General features: G+C 68.6%; 18 protein-coding genes and 1 riboswitch. Of the genes, 17 read left to right on the top strand and 1 reads right to left on the bottom strand.

The features are described from left to right. Positions 1-64: 64 nt before the first annotated feature. Complete coding sequence (locus MRBLWO12_RS08600) at positions 65-460, bottom strand: DUF1844 domain-containing protein (RefSeq protein ID WP_247630687.1); 396 nt, start codon at positions 458-460, stop codon at positions 65-67. A gap of 255 nt (positions 461-715) precedes the next feature. On the opposite strand from MRBLWO12_RS08600, the gene infC reads away from it, so the two are divergent. From infC to MRBLWO12_RS08515, 17 genes are all read left to right on the top strand, one after another. Then, positions 716-1,342, top strand: a complete 627-nt coding sequence (infC, locus tag MRBLWO12_RS08595) for a translation initiation factor IF-3 (RefSeq protein WP_363558565.1) — start codon at positions 716-718, stop codon at positions 1,340-1,342. Positions 1,343-1,414: 72 nt separating this feature from the next. Beyond that, positions 1,415-1,609 carry a 50S ribosomal protein L35 gene (rpmI, locus tag MRBLWO12_RS08590; protein ID WP_017828564.1) on the top strand — a complete coding sequence of 65 codons (195 nt, stop codon included), beginning with the start codon at positions 1,415-1,417 and terminating at the stop codon, positions 1,607-1,609. Between the two features lie 32 nt (positions 1,610-1,641). Further along, positions 1,642-2,028, top strand: coding sequence for a 50S ribosomal protein L20 (gene rplT / locus MRBLWO12_RS08585; RefSeq protein ID WP_141871361.1), 387 nt, complete (start codon positions 1,642-1,644; stop codon positions 2,026-2,028). Between the two features lie 114 nt (positions 2,029-2,142). After that, the gene (locus MRBLWO12_RS08580; RefSeq protein ID WP_363554545.1) at positions 2,143-2,952 is read left to right on the top strand and encodes a TrmH family RNA methyltransferase; all 810 of its coding nucleotides are present in this window, start codon (positions 2,143-2,145) and stop codon (positions 2,950-2,952) included. A 24-nt stretch (positions 2,953-2,976) separates the two neighbouring features. After that, entirely contained in the window at positions 2,977-3,648 is a 672-nt protein-coding gene (locus MRBLWO12_RS08575) for a response regulator transcription factor (RefSeq protein ID WP_363554543.1), read from the top strand. A gap of 3 nt (positions 3,649-3,651) precedes the next feature. Continuing rightward, positions 3,652-5,028, top strand: coding sequence for a sensor histidine kinase (locus tag MRBLWO12_RS08570; RefSeq protein ID WP_363554541.1), 1,377 nt, complete (start codon positions 3,652-3,654; stop codon positions 5,026-5,028). Continuing rightward, the gene (locus MRBLWO12_RS08565) at positions 5,025-5,987 is read left to right on the top strand and encodes a TAXI family TRAP transporter solute-binding subunit (protein ID WP_363554539.1); all 963 of its coding nucleotides are present in this window, start codon (positions 5,025-5,027) and stop codon (positions 5,985-5,987) included. The genes MRBLWO12_RS08570 and MRBLWO12_RS08565 overlap by 4 nt, the downstream gene beginning before the upstream one ends. Positions 5,988-6,350: 363 nt before the next feature. Beyond that, entirely contained in the window at positions 6,351-7,100 is a 750-nt protein-coding gene (locus MRBLWO12_RS08560; RefSeq protein WP_414685461.1) for an amino acid ABC transporter ATP-binding protein, read from the top strand. 44 nt (positions 7,101-7,144) lie between these two features. Further along, on the top strand, positions 7,145-8,056 hold the full coding sequence (locus MRBLWO12_RS08555) for a glutamate ABC transporter substrate-binding protein (protein ID WP_363554537.1): 912 nt from the start codon (positions 7,145-7,147) through the stop codon (positions 8,054-8,056). 60 nt (positions 8,057-8,116) lie between these two features. After that, a complete protein-coding gene (locus tag MRBLWO12_RS08550; RefSeq protein ID WP_363554535.1) occupies positions 8,117-8,773 on the top strand; it encodes an amino acid ABC transporter permease in 657 nt (218 codons plus the stop codon). Next, entirely contained in the window at positions 8,770-9,693 is a 924-nt protein-coding gene (locus MRBLWO12_RS08545) for an amino acid ABC transporter permease (RefSeq protein ID WP_363554533.1), read from the top strand. The genes MRBLWO12_RS08550 and MRBLWO12_RS08545 overlap by 4 nt, the downstream gene beginning before the upstream one ends. A 33-nt stretch (positions 9,694-9,726) precedes the next feature. After that, the gene (gene pheS / locus MRBLWO12_RS08540) at positions 9,727-10,767 is read left to right on the top strand and encodes a phenylalanine--tRNA ligase subunit alpha (protein ID WP_141871369.1); all 1,041 of its coding nucleotides are present in this window, start codon (positions 9,727-9,729) and stop codon (positions 10,765-10,767) included. After that, positions 10,767-13,376 carry a phenylalanine--tRNA ligase subunit beta gene (locus tag MRBLWO12_RS08535; protein WP_363554531.1) on the top strand — a complete coding sequence of 870 codons (2,610 nt, stop codon included), beginning with the start codon at positions 10,767-10,769 and terminating at the stop codon, positions 13,374-13,376. Before pheS ends, MRBLWO12_RS08535 begins: the two co-directional genes overlap by 1 nt. A 63-nt stretch (positions 13,377-13,439) precedes the next feature. Further along, positions 13,440-14,156 (top strand): DUF402 domain-containing protein, encoded by a 717-nt coding sequence (locus tag MRBLWO12_RS08530; RefSeq protein ID WP_363554529.1) that lies wholly within the window; start codon positions 13,440-13,442, stop codon positions 14,154-14,156. Between the two features lie 62 nt (positions 14,157-14,218). Next, on the top strand, positions 14,219-15,190 hold the full coding sequence (locus tag MRBLWO12_RS08525; protein WP_363554527.1) for an NAD-dependent epimerase/dehydratase family protein: 972 nt from the start codon (positions 14,219-14,221) through the stop codon (positions 15,188-15,190). Positions 15,191-15,216: 26 nt separating this feature from the next. After that, positions 15,217-15,310, top strand: a riboswitch (TPP riboswitch). After that, positions 15,301-16,149, top strand: coding sequence for a hydroxyethylthiazole kinase (thiM, locus tag MRBLWO12_RS08520; protein ID WP_363554525.1), 849 nt, complete (start codon positions 15,301-15,303; stop codon positions 16,147-16,149). Its footprint overlaps the riboswitch before it by 10 nt. Next, complete coding sequence (locus MRBLWO12_RS08515; RefSeq protein WP_363554523.1) at positions 16,146-18,296, top strand: bifunctional hydroxymethylpyrimidine kinase/phosphomethylpyrimidine kinase; 2,151 nt, start codon at positions 16,146-16,148, stop codon at positions 18,294-18,296. Before thiM ends, MRBLWO12_RS08515 begins: the two co-directional genes overlap by 4 nt. Positions 18,297-18,300: the final 4 nt, after the last annotated feature.

Raw genomic sequence — 18,300 nt, 5'->3', positions numbered from 1 at the left:
GCGAAGCGGGAGGGTCCCCGTTCTGCGAGGGAAGCGGCGTCCCGGCCCGCGCAACCCGACGTACCTAGTTGACCGGCCCGGTCCACTTCTCGCCCGGACCCTTGCCGATCGGGTCGGGGATGACAGAGGCTTCGCGGAAAGCGAGCTGCAGGGACCGCAGGCCATCGCGCAGCGACCGCGCGTGCATGTCGCTGATCTCCGGAGCACCGGCGGTGATGAGGCCGGCAAGCGCGTTGATGAGCTTGCGCGCCTCATCGAGGTCGAGCTGCGCCGCCGCATCGGGTTCGTCGGCGAGGCCGAGCTTCACGGCTGCGGCACTCATGAGGTGCACGGCGGCGGTGGTGATCACCTCGACGGCCGGAACATCGGCGATGTCACGGGTGGCGGATGCCGCTGCTTCCTCCTGCCGTGCCCAGCGCTCTTCCCGCTCGCGGTCTGCCTCGTGGCCCTGAGTCGTCACTTCGCCTTGCTTTCTGTTAGACTTTGCCGGGCTCCGGAGCGTTATGCTCTGGACCGAAAGAGGATTCACTTCCCACCCGCGCTTGCCGTTCAAGGCTACCGGGTCTTGTACTCCACCGGCTCCGCTCGTACGAGGGAACCGGCAGGCAGGGTGCAGAGCCGGCGTCTGAATGCCGGTGGGTGGGGACGATTCCGATTTCGCCCGTGATGCAGACAGCGTCACGGTGGCCGAAACACATCGTCTAAGGAGTTCCGCATCAGCGATCCCCGCACCAATGAGCGCATCCGCGTCCCCGAGGTCCGCCTCGTCGGCCCCGCGGGTGAGCAGATCGGCGTCGTCCGCATCGAGGCGGCGCTGCGCCTTGCGCAGGAAGCCGACCTCGACCTCGTAGAGGTCGCCCCCAACTCGAAGCCGCCCGTGGTCAAGATCATGGATTACGGCAAGTTCAAGTACGAGGCCGCCCAGAAGGAAAAGGAAGCGCGTCGCAACCAGGCGAACACGATCCTCAAAGAGGTCCGTTTCCGTCTGAAGATCGAGGCGCACGACTACACGACCAAGCTCAAGCGCGCCGAGGGCTTCCTCAAGGCCGGCGACAAGGTCAAGGCCATGATCCTGTTCCGCGGTCGTGAGCAGTCGCGTCCAGAGCAGGGTGTTCGTCTGCTGCGCAAGTTCGCCGAGGACGTCGCCGAGTTCGGAACCGTCGAGTCGAACCCGACCATCGACGGCCGCAACATGGTCATGGTCGTGGCTCCGCTGAAGAGCAAGTCCGAGGCCAAGCAGGAGCAGAACGCCGTGCGTGACGCACAGCGCGCTGCGAACAAGCAGGCTGCCCGTGACGCCAAGAGCGAGTCGGATGTTCCGGCTGAGGCTCCCGCGGAGTAACTCCCGCCCCCAGACTCCCGCACCGCGGGTTGACAACGTCGCCTGAGAAGGCGCATGACGAAGGAAGAGAAGATGCCGAAGCAGAAGACCCACTCGGGTGCTAAGAAGCGCTTCAAGATCACCGGCAGCGGCAAGCTGAAGAAGCAGCAGGCCGGGATGCGCCACAACCTCGAGCACAAGTCGAGCCGTCGCACCCGTCGTCTGAACCAGGACCAGGTGCTGTCGAAGGCTGACACCAAGGTCGCCAAGAAGCTTCTCGGCCGCTGACGCGCCCGACGCACGAATAGGAACATAGGAAAATGGCAAGAGTCAAGCGGGCAGTAAACGCCCACAAGAAGCGCCGGGTCATCCTCGAGCGCGCCAAGGGTTACCGCGGTCAGCGTTCGCGCCTCTACCGCAAGGCCAAAGAGCAGGTCATCCACTCGCTGGTCTACTCGTACCGTGACCGTCGCAAGCGCAAGGGCGACTTCCGCCGTCTGTGGATCCAGCGCATCAACGCTGCGGCTCGCCTGAACGGCATGACCTACAACCGCTTCATCCAGGGCCTCGGCCTCGCGGGTGTCACGGTCGACCGTCGCATGCTCGCCGACCTCGCGGTCAACGATGCAGCCACGTTCGCGACGTTGGTCGAGACGGCCAAGAAGGCTCTGCCTTCCGACGTCAACGCGCCGAAGTCGGCTGCGTAAGCATCAGACGCTGCTCAGGGCGCTCTCCTTCGGGAGGGCGCCCTTCGTCGTCCCCGTGCCGCGTCGAGCGCGGATTGGCGTTTCGGGCGCCTCGCGCCTCTTAGACTGTGACACGTGCTGGAGAACCCCCGGTCCCCCCGAGTCCGTGCTGTCGCGAAGCTGACCAAGCGCAGCGCGCGTACCGAGACAGGTCTGTTCCTTCTCGAAGGTCCGCAGGCCGTGCGCGAAGCGCTCACCTACCGCCCTGAGTCGATCGTCGAGCTGTTCGCGACGCCGACAGGTTGGGAGAAGCATGCGGACATCCGTGCAAACGCTGCGGATGCCGACATCGACGTCGAGTACGTCACCGAGTACGTCCTGAACGCGATGGCAGACACGGTCACCCCGCAGGGGCTGATCGCGGTCGTCCGACAGATGCCGACATCCGTGCGCGACGTGTTCGCCGCACGCCCTCGACTCGTCGCGATCTGCGAGGAGGTGCGTGATCCGGGCAACCTCGGAACGATCATCCGCGCGGCCGATGCGGCAGGGGCGGACGCCGTCGTGCTGACCGGTCGCACCGTCGACCCTTACAACCCCAAGGTGGTGCGCGCGACGACAGGCTCGCTGTTCCACTTGCCGGTCTCCGTCGCCGCTGATCTGGCTGATGTCGTCGACCGTGCCCACGCGGCAGGGCTCAACATCCTCGCGGCCGATGTCAAGGGCGATGACCTGCTCGCGGCGCGTGCCGACGGTGTGCTGGCGGAGCCCACCGCCTGGCTGTTCGGCAACGAGGCCCGAGGCTTGGAGGACACGGCCTTGGAGCTCGCGGACCGCGTGCTGAAGCTGCCGATCTTCGGTCGCGCGGAATCCCTGAACCTGGCGACCGCCGCCAGCGTCTGCCTGTATGAGAGTGCTTTCGCCCAGCGCGCTGCTGCGGGCTGAGCTGCGCGACGAGAGACAGGATCGATGAGGATTCTGATCGTGGAGGACGACGAACGCGTCGCCGCTGCTCTCGATGCCTTCCTCGCACGCTCCGGCTATGCGACCGTTCGCGCTGCGGACGGCGCTCAGGCCCTGGATCTCCTCGATGCCGACACCGAGGTGGTGCTGCTGGATCTGGGCCTGCCCGATGTCGACGGCATCGATCTGTGCCGGCGGATCCGCGGTCGCTCCGACGTGCCGATCGTGGTCGTCACGGCGAGGAGCCAGGTCACCGAGCGCATCAAGGGCCTCCGCGCCGGCGCCGACGACTTCGTCGTGAAACCCTACGACGTGCATGAGCTGCTGGCCCGCATCGAAGCGGTCACGCGGCGCTCACGTGCGGTGCGACCGGACTCCGATGCGCGGATCGTGGTGCACGACGGGGAGGTGCAGATCGACTTCGTCGCCCGGCAGCTCCTCATCGACGAGGTGCCGGTCGAGCTCACCCGCAAGGAGTTCGACATCGTCGCGGTGCTGGCACGCTATCCCGGTGTCGCCGTGCCCAAGGAACGGCTCATCCGCGAGGTGTGGAACACCGACTGGCGCGGCTTCGGGCACTCGCTCGAGGTGCATGTCGGCGCGATCCGTCGCAAGACCGGAGAACGCACGCTGATCGAGACCGTACGGGGAGTCGGATACCGGCTGGCGGGCGCCTGAGCGATGCGCACCCGACTCGTCATCGTCTTCCTCGTGCCGTTGATCGCCATCCTGCTCTCGCTCGGCGGGGCTACAGGGCTCAGCGCGGCGCGCAGCATCCAGCAGGCGCTCTACACCGAGCAGCTGGGCGACCTCGGCTACTTCGTGACCAGCGCACGGCAGGCGCTCAGCTCGGGGAGTGCGACCGTGATCGAGGGGGAGGCCCGACGCTTCCAGGACGTGTACGGGATCGAGGTGGTCGTGTTCGACCTCACGGGCGCTGCGTGGGCGATGAGCGATCCCGGCCTCGAGGTCCTGGCCGATGATGAGGCCGAGCGCGTGCGCCTGGCGCTCTCGGGGCGAAGGGCGGAGGCACCGGAACCGGCGTTCCCCTGGGTGATCCCCGACACGGGCATGGTGGAACCGGTGTTCGACGACGGCGATGTGATCGGTGCTGTCATGATCACGGCCGACGTCGAGGCGCCACGTGCCGCCATCCTGCAGCAGATGCTGGTGCTCGGGGCGATCGCGGTCGTGTCGATCGTCTTGGGCGTGCTGCTCGTGTTCCAGCTGGCGCGCTGGGTGCTCTCGCCGGTGCGCCGTCTGGATGAGGCGATGATCGCGATCGAGCGCGGCGAGATGCACGCGCGGGTCTCGGAGGACACCGGCCCTCCGGAGCTGCGACGGATGACCCGTGTCTTCAACGGCATGGCCGAAGAGATCGAACGTGTGCTGGCGCGGCAACAGGAGTTCGCGCTGAACGCCTCCCATGAACTGCGGAACCCTCTCAACGCCCTGCTGCTGCGCGTCGAACACCTCTCGACCGGGCTCGGTCCCGAGTGGCAGGGTGATGTGGAGGAGACCCGAGAAGAGGGGCGGCGGATGGCCCGCATCCTCGAGACGCTGCTCGGGCTCGCACGTCGAGGGCAGGCGGACTCGATGTTCTCCGCCGTCGATCTGGCGGTCGTGGCAGCCCGGCGCGCCGACGCGTGGCGCGAGGTCGCCGCTCAGCGCGGCATCGCGTTCCGCGCCGTCGGCGAGAACGCGGTCGTGAGCGTGACGGATCGCACGATCGTGGAGAGTGCCCTGGACGCGGTGATCGACAACGCCGTCAAGTTCTCGCCGGATGAGGGCACGATCGAGGTCGGCGCGCACCGTGAGGCCGACACGGCCGTGATCACCGTGCGCGACCACGGTCCCGGACTTCCCGAGGACCAGGTCGGTTCCGCGACCGACCGATTCTGGCGCAGCGCCGACAGCGGCGATACACCGGGCTCGGGGTTGGGGCTCGCGATCGCCACCGACCTCCTCTCGTCGATCGGTGCGGAGCTGTCGGTCTCATCGCCCGAAGGCGGCGGGTTGATGGTCGCGCTGCGAGTGCCGGAAGGGGTGATCGCATGAGCGCCGCAGGGAGGCGGGTCCTGGCAGTCATCACGGCTGCGGTGCTGGTCGCGGCCCTGAGCGCGTGCACGCCGCGGGCGAGCGAATGGGGAGATGACACCGCCGTGATCGCCGGCGGGGGCTCGACCGGCGTCTACTTCGATTACGGGAGCCACCTCGCCGCCGAGCTCTCGGACGCGCTCGGCGTCCGCGCGGCAGTCGAGGAGACCGACGGCTCCGTCGAGAACCTGCTGCAGGTGGGCAGCGGTGAAGCGCTGCTCGGCTTCGCGCAGGGCGACGCGGCGGCGGATGCGGTCGCCGGCGTCGGAGCGTTCCACGATCCGCTTCCGGTGCGGACGGTGGCGCGGCTGTATGACGAGTACGTGCACATCGTGGTGCGTGCGGATTCGGATGTCGAGGGCATCCCGGATCTCGCGGGAAAGACCGTGTCGCTGGGGGCGGAGAGCTCGGGGGTGAACGTGATCGCCCGTCGCGTGCTCGACGCAGCCGGGGTCGACGTGGCGTCGGTGCGGAACCCGCAGCTGGACCTGCAGGAGTCGATCCGCGCGATGGAGGAGTCGGACATCGACGGTTTCTTCTGGGTGGGCGGTCTGCCGACCCCCGGTATCCAGGACCTCGCATCCGATCTGCCGGTGCGATTGCTCCCGGTCGAGCAGGAGTGGGTCAACGCGGTCAACGACCGCTACTCCGATGTCTATCGCACGGCGGACTTCCCGGCCGGCACCTACGGGCTCACGGCACCGGCGCCCACGATGGCCGTGCCGAACTACCTCGTCACGGCGGAGTCCACGCCGGACGCGGTGGTGCGCGATGTGCTGAGGACGCTGTTCGACGCCCGTTCGCGCATTGCGGTGGAGGTGCCAGCCGCCGCGCTGCTGAACCGCCGACAGGCGATCTTCACGGCCCCTGTCGATCTTCACCCCGGCGCGGTGGAGTACTACCGCGAGACCCGGCGCTGAGAGCGCGCACCCGCTCCTCAAGAAATACTCAAGAACTCTCACAGAGCACTCGGGCTCTGTCACTCTGATGTCGATCACCTCGATTCGACGGAGAATCCCGATGCCACTGAGTTCGTGCCGCACATCAAGGCAGAGGCGTTCTCCCTCCCTCGGATCCGACGTGTTCGCGCCCGTTCGGGCGCACGCTGGACTGCGACGCCAGGGGGACGATCGCACCAGCTGCGGGGGTCCCGCGGCCCGTGAGGGACGGTCCGCGGGACACCTGTGCCCGCACGTCGATCACCGGCGTCCTCGGCATTACGAACGTGTAAATCTCGCCCCGTTTGTGTGGAGCGAGCACCACCGCGTGGCTAGTTTGGAGAAATGATGACCTCAGGTACGGCCCTCGTCGTGGTAGAGAACGTCCAGAAGCACTATGGCGATTTCCAGGCACTGACCGACATCGATCTCACGGTGAACTCCGGTGAGGTCGTGGTCGTGATCGGCCCGTCCGGTTCCGGCAAGTCGACGCTCTGCCGCACGATCAATCGGCTCGAGACGATCACCAGCGGCTCGATCCGCATCGACGGCAAGGAGCTCCCCGCCGAAGGCAAAGGGCTCGCGAACCTCCGTGCCGATGTCGGCATGGTGTTCCAGTCGTTCAACCTCTTCGCGCACCTCACGATCCTCGAGAACGTGACGCTCGGTCCGATCAAGGTCCGTGGCATGAAGAAGGCGGATGCCGAGAAGGAGGCCATGGTGCTCCTCGAACGTGTGGGCATCGCCAAGCAGGCTTCCAAGCTCCCGGCCCAGCTCTCCGGCGGTCAGCAGCAGCGTGTGGCGATCGCCCGCGCGCTGGCGATGCAGCCCAAGGTGATGCTGTTCGACGAGCCGACCAGCGCGCTCGACCCCGAGATGATCAACGAGGTCCTCGACGTGATGGTCGACCTCGCGCACGACGGCATGACGATGATCGTCGTCACCCACGAGATGGGCTTCGCCCGCAAGGCCGCCGACCGGGTCGTCTTCATGGCAGACGGCCGGATCGTGGAAGAGGCCACTCCGGAGGAGTTCTTCACGAACCCGAAGAGCGATCGCGCCAAGGACTTCCTCTCGAAGCTCCTCACGCACTGATCGCACCCCAGACCCTGCACACACAGCACACGAAGGAGACGCACATGCGACGCACACGGACACTGGCAGGCATCGGCATCGCAGCCACGGCGCTGCTGGCACTCACGGCCTGCAACAGCGGCACGCCGTCCAGCCCCGGAGCAGGCACCGGCGGTGAGGAAGGCGGCGAGGAGAGCACCTGGTTCGAGGTCGCCACGGACGTGCAGCTCGAAGGCAGCCCCACGTTCGACGCCATCAAGGAGCGCGACAAGGTCGTCGTCGGCGTGAAGGAGGACCAGCCCGGTCTCGGCTACCTCGATGTGACCTCGGGGGAGCGCACCGGTTTCGATGTCGACATCGCCCGCTGGATCGCCGCATCGCTCGGCTACGACGAGGACAAGATCGAGTTCAAGCCGATCGCCTCGGCGAACCGCGAGCAGGCCATCGTGAACGGCGACATCGACTACTACGTCGGCACCTACTCGATCAACGACAAGCGCAAGGAACTCATCGACTTCGCCGGTCCCTACTTCGTCACCGGTCAGGGACTCCTGGTCGCGGCGGACGCGGACGATGCCGAGGCGCTCGAGGACTTCAACGGCAAGACCGTCTGCTCGGCGACCGGCTCCACGCCGATCCAGAACATCAAGGCGAACTTCCCCGACATCAAGACGCAGGAGTACGACCTGTACTCCGCCTGCGTCCAGGACCTGATCGACGGCAAGGTCGACGCGGTCACCACCGACCAGGCGATCCTCATCGGCTACGCGGCCCAGTACCCGGACGACGTCAAGGTCACCGGTGGACTGTTCACCGAGGAGAACTACGGTGTCGGACTCGCCAAGGGCGATGACGTGCTGCGCGCGCACATCAACGAGCTGTTCACCGACGGCGGCGACATCTGGCAGGCCATCTTCGACAAGAACCTCGGTTCCTCCGGCATCGAGGTCGAGCAGCCCGCGGTCGACGCGTACTGATCTGACACGGGGCGGCCTCCACAGAGGCCGCCCCACCCAGCCTGAAGAAGGGAGGGTGGCGTGGACGTCATCTTCGGCAACCTCGACCTGTGGGGCAAGGCGATCGGCAACACGCTGCTCGTCTTCTTCATCGGCGGCATCATCGCGTTGGTGCTCGGCATGATCGTCGGCGCCATGCGCGTCTCTCCGATCCCGATCGCCCGGGGCGTGGGCACGCTGTACGTCAACATCGTGCGCAACACTCCACTGACCCTCGTCTTCTTCTTCTTCGTGTTCGGCTATCCGCAGCTCGGGCTGCCGGACCTGTCGAACACCGTGCTCGGCATCCTCGCGATCGGCATCTACACGGCCACCTACGTCGCCGAGGTGCTGCGCGCCGGCATCAACACCGTCCCGGTGGGTCAGGCCGAAGCCGCCCGCGCCATCGGGCTGCCGTTCGGGCAGGTGATGACGCTGGTCATCCTGCCCCAGGCTTTCCGCTCGGTGGTGCCCCCGATGATGAGCGTGTTCATCGCGCTCCTCAAGAACACCACCGTTGCGGCCGGCTTCTCGATCGCCGAACTCGCGGCCCTCCGCTCCACGATCAACGACTCCGCCGACCGCCCTGGGAACCCCATGGAGGTCCTGCTCTGGGTCGCCGTGGTGTTCGTGGTGCTGGTCCTGCTGATGAGCTGGCTGCAACGCCATCTCGAGAACCGATGGAGGATCGCGCGATGAGCTCCGTACTGTACGACGTCCCCGGCCCCCGGGCGATCGCCCGCAACCGCATCCTCGCCATCGTCACGATCGCCGTCGTGCTCGCCATCGTCGGCTTCGTGATCCTGCGGATGTTCGAGACCGGGCAGTTCTCCTCGGAGAAGTGGTACGTCTTCACCTTCTCGAACGTGTGGATGGGCATCCTCAAGGCGCTGGGCAACACGTTGGCCGCCTTCGCGCTGGCCGCCGTGCTCAGCATCATCCTCGGATTCACGCTCGCGATCGGTCGGCTCTCGGAGCACGCGTGGGTGCGCATCCCCGTGACCGCGATCACCGAGCTGTTCCGCGCGGTGCCGGTGCTGGTCTTCATGATGCTGCTCTACTACGGCCTCCCCGTGGTGGGGGTGAAGATGGACCCGTACTGGGCCGTCGTCATCGCGCTCATGGCCTACAACGGCTCGGTGCTCGCCGAGGTGCTGCGCGCCGGCATCGAATCCCTCCCGCGTGGACAGAAGGAAGCCGGCTACGCGATCGGACTCCGCAAGAGCGGCGTGATGCGTCTGATCCTGCTCCCGCAGGCCATCAGGGCCATGCTCCCTGTCATCGTCGCCCAGCTGGTCGTCACGATGAAGGACACCGCTCTCGGGTTCATCATCACGTACCCCGAGCTGCTGTACTACGCCAAGCAGCTGACCTCGCAGCAGGGGCGTCCGATCCTGCAGTCCGCGTTCGTCATCGGCGGCATCTACATCATCATGTGCCTGATCCTCTCGGGCATCGCGCGCTGGGTCGAGATCCGCACGCGGCGCTCGCCGAAGGTCTCGGCGATCGTCGGCGGAGGAAACCCCGCGGCGGACGACGAGTCGACACTGACCGAAGTCATCGCGATGCAGCGCGGAGCGGGGAAGTTCGACATGGGCAACGGGCCGGGCGCCGTCTGACCCCGTCGCCCCGCGCCGGTAGACTCCTATCTCGTGTCTGAGTCTCCCGAGATCACCCCAGAAGCCGTCGAAGCGGCCGTCGCCGCAGCGCTCGCCGCGATCGGTGCTGCCGCCGACACCGCCGAGCTCAAAGCCGTCCGTGCCGCGCACGTCGCCGAAGGATCGCCTCTCGCGGTCCTGAACGCGTCGATGCGTCAGGTCGCGCCGGAGAACAAGGCCGCGTTCGGCAAGCTCGTCGGCCAGGGCCGCGGTCAGGTCACGCAGGCGCTGGCGGCGAAGGAAGCCGAACTCGCGGCGGCCGAGGTCACCGCGCGCCTCGAGGCCGAGCGCATCGACATCACGGCCGTGCCATCGCGCACTCGTGTCGGCGCCCGGCATCCGCTCACGCTCCTGCAGGACCAGGTGTGCGACATCTTCGTCGGCATGGGCTGGGAGATCGCGGAGGGACCGGAGCTCGAGCACGAGTGGTTCAACTTCGACGCGCTCAACTTCGACGTGGATCACCCTGCGCGCCAGGAGCAGGACACGTTCTACGTCGACCCGACCTCGCGTCACCTCGTGATGCGCACGCACACGAGCCCCGTGCAGGTGCGCTCGATGCTCGACCGTGAGGTGCCGATCTACGTGCTGTGCCCCGGCCGCGTCTACCGGACCGATGAGTTCGACGCCACGCACCTCCCTGTCTTCACCCAGTTCGAGGGCCTCGTGATCGACAAGGGCATCACGATGGCGCACCTCAAGGGCACCCTGGATCACTTCGCGAAGCAGCTCTTCGGCGCCGAGGCCAAGACGCGTTTCCGCACCAACTACTTCCCCTTCACCGAGCCCTCCGCCGAGCTCGACCTGTGGCACCCGACCTTCAAGGGCGGCGCGCGCTGGATCGAGTGGGGCGGCTGCGGCATGGTCAACCCGAACGTGCTGCGCGCGGCAGGGATCGACCCCGAGGTGTACAGCGGCTTCGCGTTCGGAATGGGCATCGAGCGGGGACTCATGTTCCGCAGCGATGTGCAGGACATGCGCGACATGGCCGAGGGCGATGTCCGTTTCAGCGAGCAGTACGGGATGGTGGTGTGATGCGCGTCCCGCTTTCGTGGTTGCGTGAGTACGTCGATGTGGCAGCGGATGCCGCGCCGGAGGATGTCCTCGCGGCGTTGGTGACGGTCGGCTTCGAAGAGGAGGACGTGCACCGCTTCGAGATCTCCGGTCCCGTCGTCGTCGGGCAGGTCGTCTCGCTGGAGGGCGAGCCGCAGTCCAACGGCAAGACCATCAACTGGTGCCAGGTCGACGTGGGCGAGGAACACGGCGGTATCCGTGGCATCGTCTGCGGCGCGCACAACTTCGTCGCCGGCGACAAGGTCATCGTCACCCTGCCCGGCGCTGTGCTCCCAGGGCCGTTCCCGATCGCCGCGCGCAAGACCTACGGCCACGTGTCCGACGGCATGATCGCGTCGGCGCGGGAGCTCGGCCTGGGGGATGAGCACAACGGCATCGTCGTGCTCTCCGACCTCGGCATCGACGCACCCGTCGGCACCGATGCGATCGCGCTGCTGGGGCTCGACGACGTCGCTGTCGAGATCAACGTCACGCCCGACCGCGGCTACGCGTTCTCGTTGCGCGGTGTCGCCCGCGAGTACTCGCACGCGACCGGAGCGACGTTCCGCGACCCCGCCGACCGAGACTTCGCGGAGCTGCAGCCGGGCAGCGGACACACGACCGTCGTCGACGACGTCGCGCCGGTGCGCGGCCGTGTCGGTGCGAGCGAGTTCGTCACTCGCGTGGTGCGCGGCGTCGACCCTTCGCGTCCGACCCCGCCGTGGATGATCGCCCGGTTGACGCTGGCGGGCATGCGCTCGCTGGGCGTGCTGATCGACATCACGAACTACGTCATGCTCGAGCTGGGGCAGCCCCTGCACGGCTACGACCTCGACAAGCTCGACGGCGGCATCACGGTGCGCCGTGCGACGCCGGGCGAGAAGATGACCACGCTCGACGGCCAGGACCGCGCGCTCCACGTCGAGGACCTGCTCATCACCGACGGCTCCGGTCCGATCGGTCTGGCCGGCGTCATGGGCGGCGGCACGACCGAGATGAGCGAGACCACGAAGAACGTGCTGATCGAGGCCGCGACCTTCGACCCCATCACGATCGCGCGCACGGCCCGTCGGCACAAGCTGCCCAGTGAGGCGTCCAAGCGCTTCGAGCGCGGTGTCGACCCGTTGATCCCGTTCGTGGCCGCGCGACGTGCCGCCGACCTCATGGTCGATCTGGCCGGCGGCACGCTCACGGAAGAGGGAGGCGCGCTGTTCGCCGAGGTCTTCGTCGCCGAGATCGAGCTGCCTGCCGGCTTCGTGCAGGGGCTCATCGGCGTCGACTACACCGACGACGAGATCACCGGCGCGCTGACCACGATCGGCGCCGAGGTGGCGGTTGCCGACCCTTCGACAAGCTCAGGGACCCAGGACGGAGGCTCAGGGACCCAGGACGGAGGCTCAGGGACCCAGGACGGAGGCTCAGGGACCCAGGACGGAGGCTCAAGGACCCTTGGGTGGACGGTCATCCCGCCCACCTGGCGCCCGGATCTGACCGACAAGTGGACGCTGGCCGAAGAGGTCGCGCGCATCCACGGACTCGACCGCATCCCCTCGGTGCTGCCGACGCCGCCGTCCGGCCGTGGCCTCACGCCGCTGCAGCAGGGCCGCCGTCGCGTCGCCGACGCGCTCGCTGCCGCCGGCTTCGTCGAGACCCCGGCGTTCCCGTTCACGACCGAGGCGCAGAACGACCTGCACGGCTCCGCATCCGGTGAGCACCTGCCCAGCATCCGTCTGGCGAACCCGCTCGACGGTCAGGCGCCGTTCCTGCGTCGCTCGCTGGTGCCCGGTCTGCTGCAGACCGCGCATCGCAACATCGCGCGCGGGCTCACCGATCTGGCGATCTTCGAAACCGGCGCGGTGTTCCTCCCGGAGCCCGGCGTGACCTACGGCACCGACGAGGTCCCGCCGCTGGGCGTGCGCCCCTCTGACGAGACGCTTGCCGCACTGAACGCCTCGATCCCGCCGCAGCACCGCCACCTCGCGCTGCTGCTCACCGGCAACATCGTGTCGCGTCAGCCCGGTCGTCCGGCCGAGCCCGCGGGCCTGTCCGAGGCGCTCGATGCCGCACGGGTCATCGCGAGCGCCGCCGGTGTCGAGATCGACGTCGTGCAGTCTCAGCGGGCCGCTCTGCACCCCGGACGCACGGGCACGCTGCAGGTCGACGGTGCCGAGGTCGGCTACGTCGGTGAGCTGCACCCCGTGGTCTCGGATGACGCGGATCTTCCCGGACGGGCTGTCGTGCTCGAGCTCGACCTCGACCTCATCCTGTCGCTGGCAGGACGGCGGGTCGTCGCCGAGTCGCTGTCGACGTTCACCGCGGCCACGCAGGACGTGTCTCTGACGCTTCCTGCCGATGTGGCTGCCGGTGACGTGCGCGCGGCACTGGCAGAAGGTGCCGGTGCCCTGCTCGAGTCCGTGCGTCTGGTCGACGACTACCGCGGCGAGGGCGTTCCCGACGGCTCCAAGAGCCTGACGTTCGCCCTGCGCTTCCGTGCCGACGACCGCACGCTGACGGCAGCGGAGGCCACCGAGGCGAAGCTCGCCGGTGTCGCTGTCGCGGCAGAGCGTTTCGGCGCGGCACTGCGGGACTGAGCAGCACCCACGCAGACAGGGTTTCACACCGACGGCGCGGTCTGTCCGGGGTAGCGTGACGGGATGAGCATCCTTCCGCAGAGCACCCCGGCGGCCGTGCCCGAGGGCGTGCGCCCGTTGGGCGAGGGACCGTTCCTCGCCCCCGGCGCGCAGATCGACTGGCACTACCGCAAGCCGGGCTGGCAGCCGGGGGAGCCGTCGACGATCACTCCGACGCGGGTGGTGCGCGACGACGAACGCGGCCTCGTCGCGTGGCTGGCTGCGGGCACCCTCCAGGAGGGTCAGGGCGCGCCGGACGGTCAGCGGGTACGCAGCGTGCCGCTCGATCGCCGCTGGATCGAACCGCGCACGCGCATCGTCGAGGAGTGGTGGGGCAACGGCATCCTGCGGATCGCCCCTGCGGGCGCCGCGTGGTCGGTGTGGCTGTTCTGGAGCGACGTGACCGGTCCGGAGTGGGAGTTCGCCGGGTGGTATGTGAACCTCGAGAACGCGCACCTGCGTACCGATCACGACACGTACACGTCCGACCATATCCTCGATGTGGAGATCGACGCGGCCGGCGGCATCCATCTGAAGGACGAGGACGAGGTCATCGCCGCGATCGAACAGGGGCGCCTCAGCGCAGAACAGGCCGCGCAGATCGAGCGCCATGCGGATGCGGCCATCGTGTCGTTCCGCGAGGGGGACTGGCCGTTCGACGCCGAGTGGCGCGACTGGCGGCCGGATCCGACCTGGACGATCCCGCAGCTGGCAGGCCTCGACGACCTCTCCGCCCGCTGACGACGCCTCTGCTCTGAGCGGAAGTTCTTCCCTGTGGCTCCGGATGCTGGTGACATGGGGTCATGACGGAAGTGCTGATCCTGGGCGGAACCGGCTGGCTCTCCGGGCGGATCGCCCGCCGATGGGCGGATGACGGAGCGGCGGTGACGTGCCTCGCCCGCGGCGCGCGGCCTGCTCCGGCGGGCGTGACGCTCGTACGCGGCGACCGTGATCAGCCCGACGCCTACGACGGGCTTGCCCGCGGCTGGGATCACGTGGTCGACATCTCCTCGCGGGCCGATCATGTGGCAGCCGCCGTGGCCGCGCTCGGGGCACATGCGCAGCGATGGTCTTACATCTCGTCGATGTCGGTCTACGCCGACGATGCGACCGTGTGCGCCGACGAGTCCGCGCCGGTGCATGAGGCGGCCAGGCCGGGCGACGAATACGACTATGCGGCAGAGAAGGTCGCCGCCGAGCAGCAGGTGCGCGCGCTGGGCGACCGGGCGCTGATCGTGCGCCCCGGGTTGATCGTCGGCGACGGCGACCCCAGCGATCGGTTCGGCTACTGGGCAGCGGCGTTCGCCCGCGCCAGGGGCGACTCGGTGCTGCTCCCGCCGCTGGAGGGCCGTGTGACGCAGGTGATCGACGTCGACGACCTCGCCGCCTACGTGATCACGGCATCGGCAGCAGGCGTCAGCGGTGCGGTGAACGCGATCGGCGATCGGCATCCGCTGCAGGATGTGCTCCTGCGGATCCAGGATGCTGTCGGCCACCGCGGTGAGACCGTCATCGCCGACGAAGACTGGCTCGCAGACCATGGCGTCGCGTACTGGTCGGGAGAGAGGTCGCTGCCGCTGTGGCTGCCCGCCGACATGACCGGGTTCATGACGCGCTCCAACGCGGCGTTCCATCGAACAGGCGGAGCGCTGCGGGCGATCGACGACACGATCGCCCGCGTCGTCGCCGATGAGATCGCGCGCGGCGTCGACCGCGAGCGGCGCGCGGGCCTCGCGCGAGAAGACGAACGCGCGCTGCTGGCCGAGCTCCTCTGAGCGGCACCTCGCTTCGCTAGACTGCGATCAGTGACACGGGGTGCCGCAACCGCGGCTGAGAACAGACCCGTCGAACCTGATCTAGTTCGTACTAGCGAAGGGATGTCGCATTGAGCGATCGTCTGCGTCCATCGTCCGAATCCACCGTGGTGTCCGAGGCGGTGGTGCTGCTCGCGAGACTGCGAGCCACTCCGCCCCTGACGCACTGCATCACCAACGCGGTCGTCACCGGCTTCACCGCGAATGTGCTCCTCGCCACGGGCGCTGCCCCCGCGATGGTAGACATCGCGGGGGAGAGCGGCATGTTCGCCGGCATCGCCTCCGGGGTGCTGATCAACCTCGGCACTCCCACGCCGGAACAGCAGGCCGCGAGCCTGGAGGCCGCAGAGGGAGCCTCGACCGCCGGGACGCCCTGGGTGCTCGACCCGGTCGCCATCGGCGCGCTCCCGGTGCGCACAGCATTGGCGCAGGAACTCGTGGCGCTGCGCCCCACGGCAGTTCGTGGCAATGCCTCGGAGATCCTCGCGCTCGCCGGACTCAGCGGAGGCGGCCGCGGTGTGGACGCCACCGACAGCACGGACGAGGCCGCCGACGCGGCTACCTCCCTGGCCCACCGGTACGGCAGCGTGGTCGCGGTCTCCGGTCCGGTCGACCTGCTCACCGACGGGGAGCGCGTGATCCGCATCGCGAACGGCGACCCGCTGCTCACTCTCGTCACAGGCGGCGGCTGCGCTCTCGGTGCCGTGATGGCGGCATTCCTCGGTGCCGCGCGTGGGACCGACATCTCCGCGCTCAGCGCGATTGCGGCTGCCACGCTCGTCTATACGATCGCCGCAGAGCGCGCCGCCGTGGTTTCCTCAGGGCCCGGCAGCTTCGCCGTCGCCCTGCTCGATGCCCTCGCCGGCGTGCAGCCGGATGACCTCCTGGTCGCTGCCCGCGTCGAGGAGAGCGCCCGATGAGCGCCGACCTGTCGCTCTACCTGGTCACCGACGCGGCCCTGTGCGGCGAACGCGGCGTGATCGAGACCGTCCGCCACGCGGTCGACGGCGGAGTGCGCCTCGTGCAGCTCCGCGAGAAGCACGCGTCGGACGGTGAGGTCGTGGAGCAGCTGCTCGACCTGTCGGCAGCGATCGACGGTCGCGCGCTGCTCGTCGTCAACGACCGCCTGGACGCGGCGCTCGAGGCGCGGCGTCGCGGAGCCAGGGTCGACGGTGTCCACCTCGGCCAGGGTGACGCCTCAGTGCTGCGGGCGCGCCAGGAGCTCGGGCCCGATGCCCTGATCGGACTCACCGCGAATGCGCCGGAGCACCTCGACGCAGTCCGCGCGCTTCCGCCGGGCACGGTCGACTACCTCGGGGTCGGTGTCATCCGCCCGACGCTCACCAAGGCGGACCACCCGCCGGCCCTCGGTATCGAGGGATTCCGGCAGTTCGCGGCCGAGAGCCCGCTGCCGTGCGTGGCGATCGGCGGGGTCGGGATCGATGACATCGAGCCGTTGCGTGCCGCAGGCGCTGTCGGGATCGCGGTGGTATCGGCGCTCTGCGCTGCCGAGGATCCGGCTGCGGCGGCGAAGGAGTTCCGTGGGCGCTGGCAGGCGGTCTCGGTGCCGCGCGTGCTCACGATCGCCGGCAGCGACCCCTCCGGAGGGGCGGGCATCCAGGCGGATCTCAAGTCGATCGCGGCCAACGGGGGATACGGCATGGCCGCGATCGCCGCGTTGACCGTGCAGAACACCCGCGGCGTGCGGGCGATCCACGTCCCGCCGTCCGACTTCCTGCGGCAGCAGCTCGACGCGCTGTCGGATGACATCGTCATCGACGCGGTCAAGATCGGGATGCTCGCGGATGCCGAGGCCGTCCGCACCGTGATCGCTTGGCTCGACGCCGTCCGTCCATCGATCGTGGTGGTCGACCCCGTCATGGTCGCCACCAGCGGAGACCGGCTCCTCGACACCGCAGCGGAATCGGCGCTCCGGGAACTGCTCGAGCGCGCGGATGTCGTGACGCCGAACCTCGCGGAGCTCGCGGTGCTGGTGGGACGGGAGATCACCGGCTGGTCCGATGCGCTCGCCGCAGCTGAAGCACTCTCGGCGCAGATCGGAGCGGCAGTGCTCGTGAAGGGTGGCCATCTCGAGGGTGCGGAGGCGCCGGATGCCCTCATCGACGCAGCGACAGGGGGCCGGCAGCACTTCACGGGTACGCGCATCGACACCGCGAACACCCACGGAACCGGATGCTCCCTGTCGTCCGCGATCGCGACGCTGCTCGCCCGGGGGCAGGATCCCGTCGCTGCGGTCTCGCACGCGCGCGCCTGGCTGCGGGAGTCGCTCCGCGAGAGCAGCGCACTCGACGTGGGTGGCGGGCATGGCCCCATCCACCATTTCGCGGGACTCTGGACCCGCGGGGGTCTGAGCACCCGCCCGACGGCTGCGGACGTGGCCGCCGAGTGGTGGGACGGCATCGCGGATATCAGGGCCGAGATCGACGCCCTGCCGTTCATCCGCGCGCTCGCCGACGGCACGCTGCAGCGGGAGCCGTTCGTCTTCTACCTCGCGCAGGATGCGCTCTACCTGCGCGAGTACGCCCGCGTGCTGGCGGAGGCCGCGCGGCGTGCCCCCACCTCTGCGGAGCAGGCGTTCTGGGCGCAGTCCGCCTATGGCTCGATCGTCGGGGAGCTCGAGCTGCACGCCTCCTGGCTCACTCCGGCGCAGGGAGTCACCGCGGCCACGTTCGCGGCGGAGCCGGCGCACGACACGGTGGCGTACCTCGACCATCTGCGCGCCACGGCGTTCGACGGTCGGTACCCCGAGCTGATCGCCGCGATCCTGCCCTGCTTCTGGCTCTACACCGACCTCGGGGAGCGGCTGCACGCCGGGGCGTTCGGCAGCCGTCCGCAGGATTCTGACCATCCGTACGCCTCCTGGCTCGCGACCTACGCCGACCCGGCTTTCGCGGAGGCGACGGCCCAGGCGGTCGCGTACGTCACCGAGGCTGCGGCGCAGGCGGACGTCGAGACGCGCGCCCGCATGCGGCGCGCCTTCGCGCTGTCCAGCGCACATGAGCGGGAATTCTTCGCCGCGCCTGGCAGGCTACGCGACGCCACATGACGTG

The organism is Microbacterium sp. LWO12-1.2 (assembly GCF_040675875.1).
Taxonomy (GTDB): Bacteria; Actinomycetota; Actinomycetes; order Actinomycetales; family Microbacteriaceae; genus Microbacterium.
The sequence above is the reverse complement of the archived record's forward strand: the minus strand, read 5'-3'. Positions and strand labels throughout refer to the sequence as shown.

Coding starts and splice junctions, on each gene's coding strand:
- rplT (WP_141871361.1), top strand. CDS start 1,642: ATGGCAAGAGTCAAGCGGGCAGTAAACGCCCACAAGAAGCGCCGGGTC.
- MRBLWO12_RS08545 (WP_363554533.1), top strand. CDS start 8,770: ATGAGCTCCGTACTGTACGACGTCCCCGGCCCCCGGGCGATCGCCCGC.
- rpmI (WP_017828564.1), top strand. CDS start 1,415: ATGCCGAAGCAGAAGACCCACTCGGGTGCTAAGAAGCGCTTCAAGATC.
- MRBLWO12_RS08530 (WP_363554529.1), top strand. CDS start 13,440: ATGAGCATCCTTCCGCAGAGCACCCCGGCGGCCGTGCCCGAGGGCGTG.
- MRBLWO12_RS08515 (WP_363554523.1), top strand. CDS start 16,146: ATGAGCGCCGACCTGTCGCTCTACCTGGTCACCGACGCGGCCCTGTGC.
- MRBLWO12_RS08575 (WP_363554543.1), top strand. CDS start 2,977: ATGAGGATTCTGATCGTGGAGGACGACGAACGCGTCGCCGCTGCTCTC.
- MRBLWO12_RS08560 (WP_414685461.1), top strand. CDS start 6,351: ATGATGACCTCAGGTACGGCCCTCGTCGTGGTAGAGAACGTCCAGAAG.
- MRBLWO12_RS08565 (WP_363554539.1), top strand. CDS start 5,025: ATGAGCGCCGCAGGGAGGCGGGTCCTGGCAGTCATCACGGCTGCGGTG.
- MRBLWO12_RS08570 (WP_363554541.1), top strand. CDS start 3,652: ATGCGCACCCGACTCGTCATCGTCTTCCTCGTGCCGTTGATCGCCATC.
- MRBLWO12_RS08525 (WP_363554527.1), top strand. CDS start 14,219: ATGACGGAAGTGCTGATCCTGGGCGGAACCGGCTGGCTCTCCGGGCGG.
- MRBLWO12_RS08535 (WP_363554531.1), top strand. CDS start 10,767: ATGCGCGTCCCGCTTTCGTGGTTGCGTGAGTACGTCGATGTGGCAGCG.
- MRBLWO12_RS08555 (WP_363554537.1), top strand. CDS start 7,145: ATGCGACGCACACGGACACTGGCAGGCATCGGCATCGCAGCCACGGCG.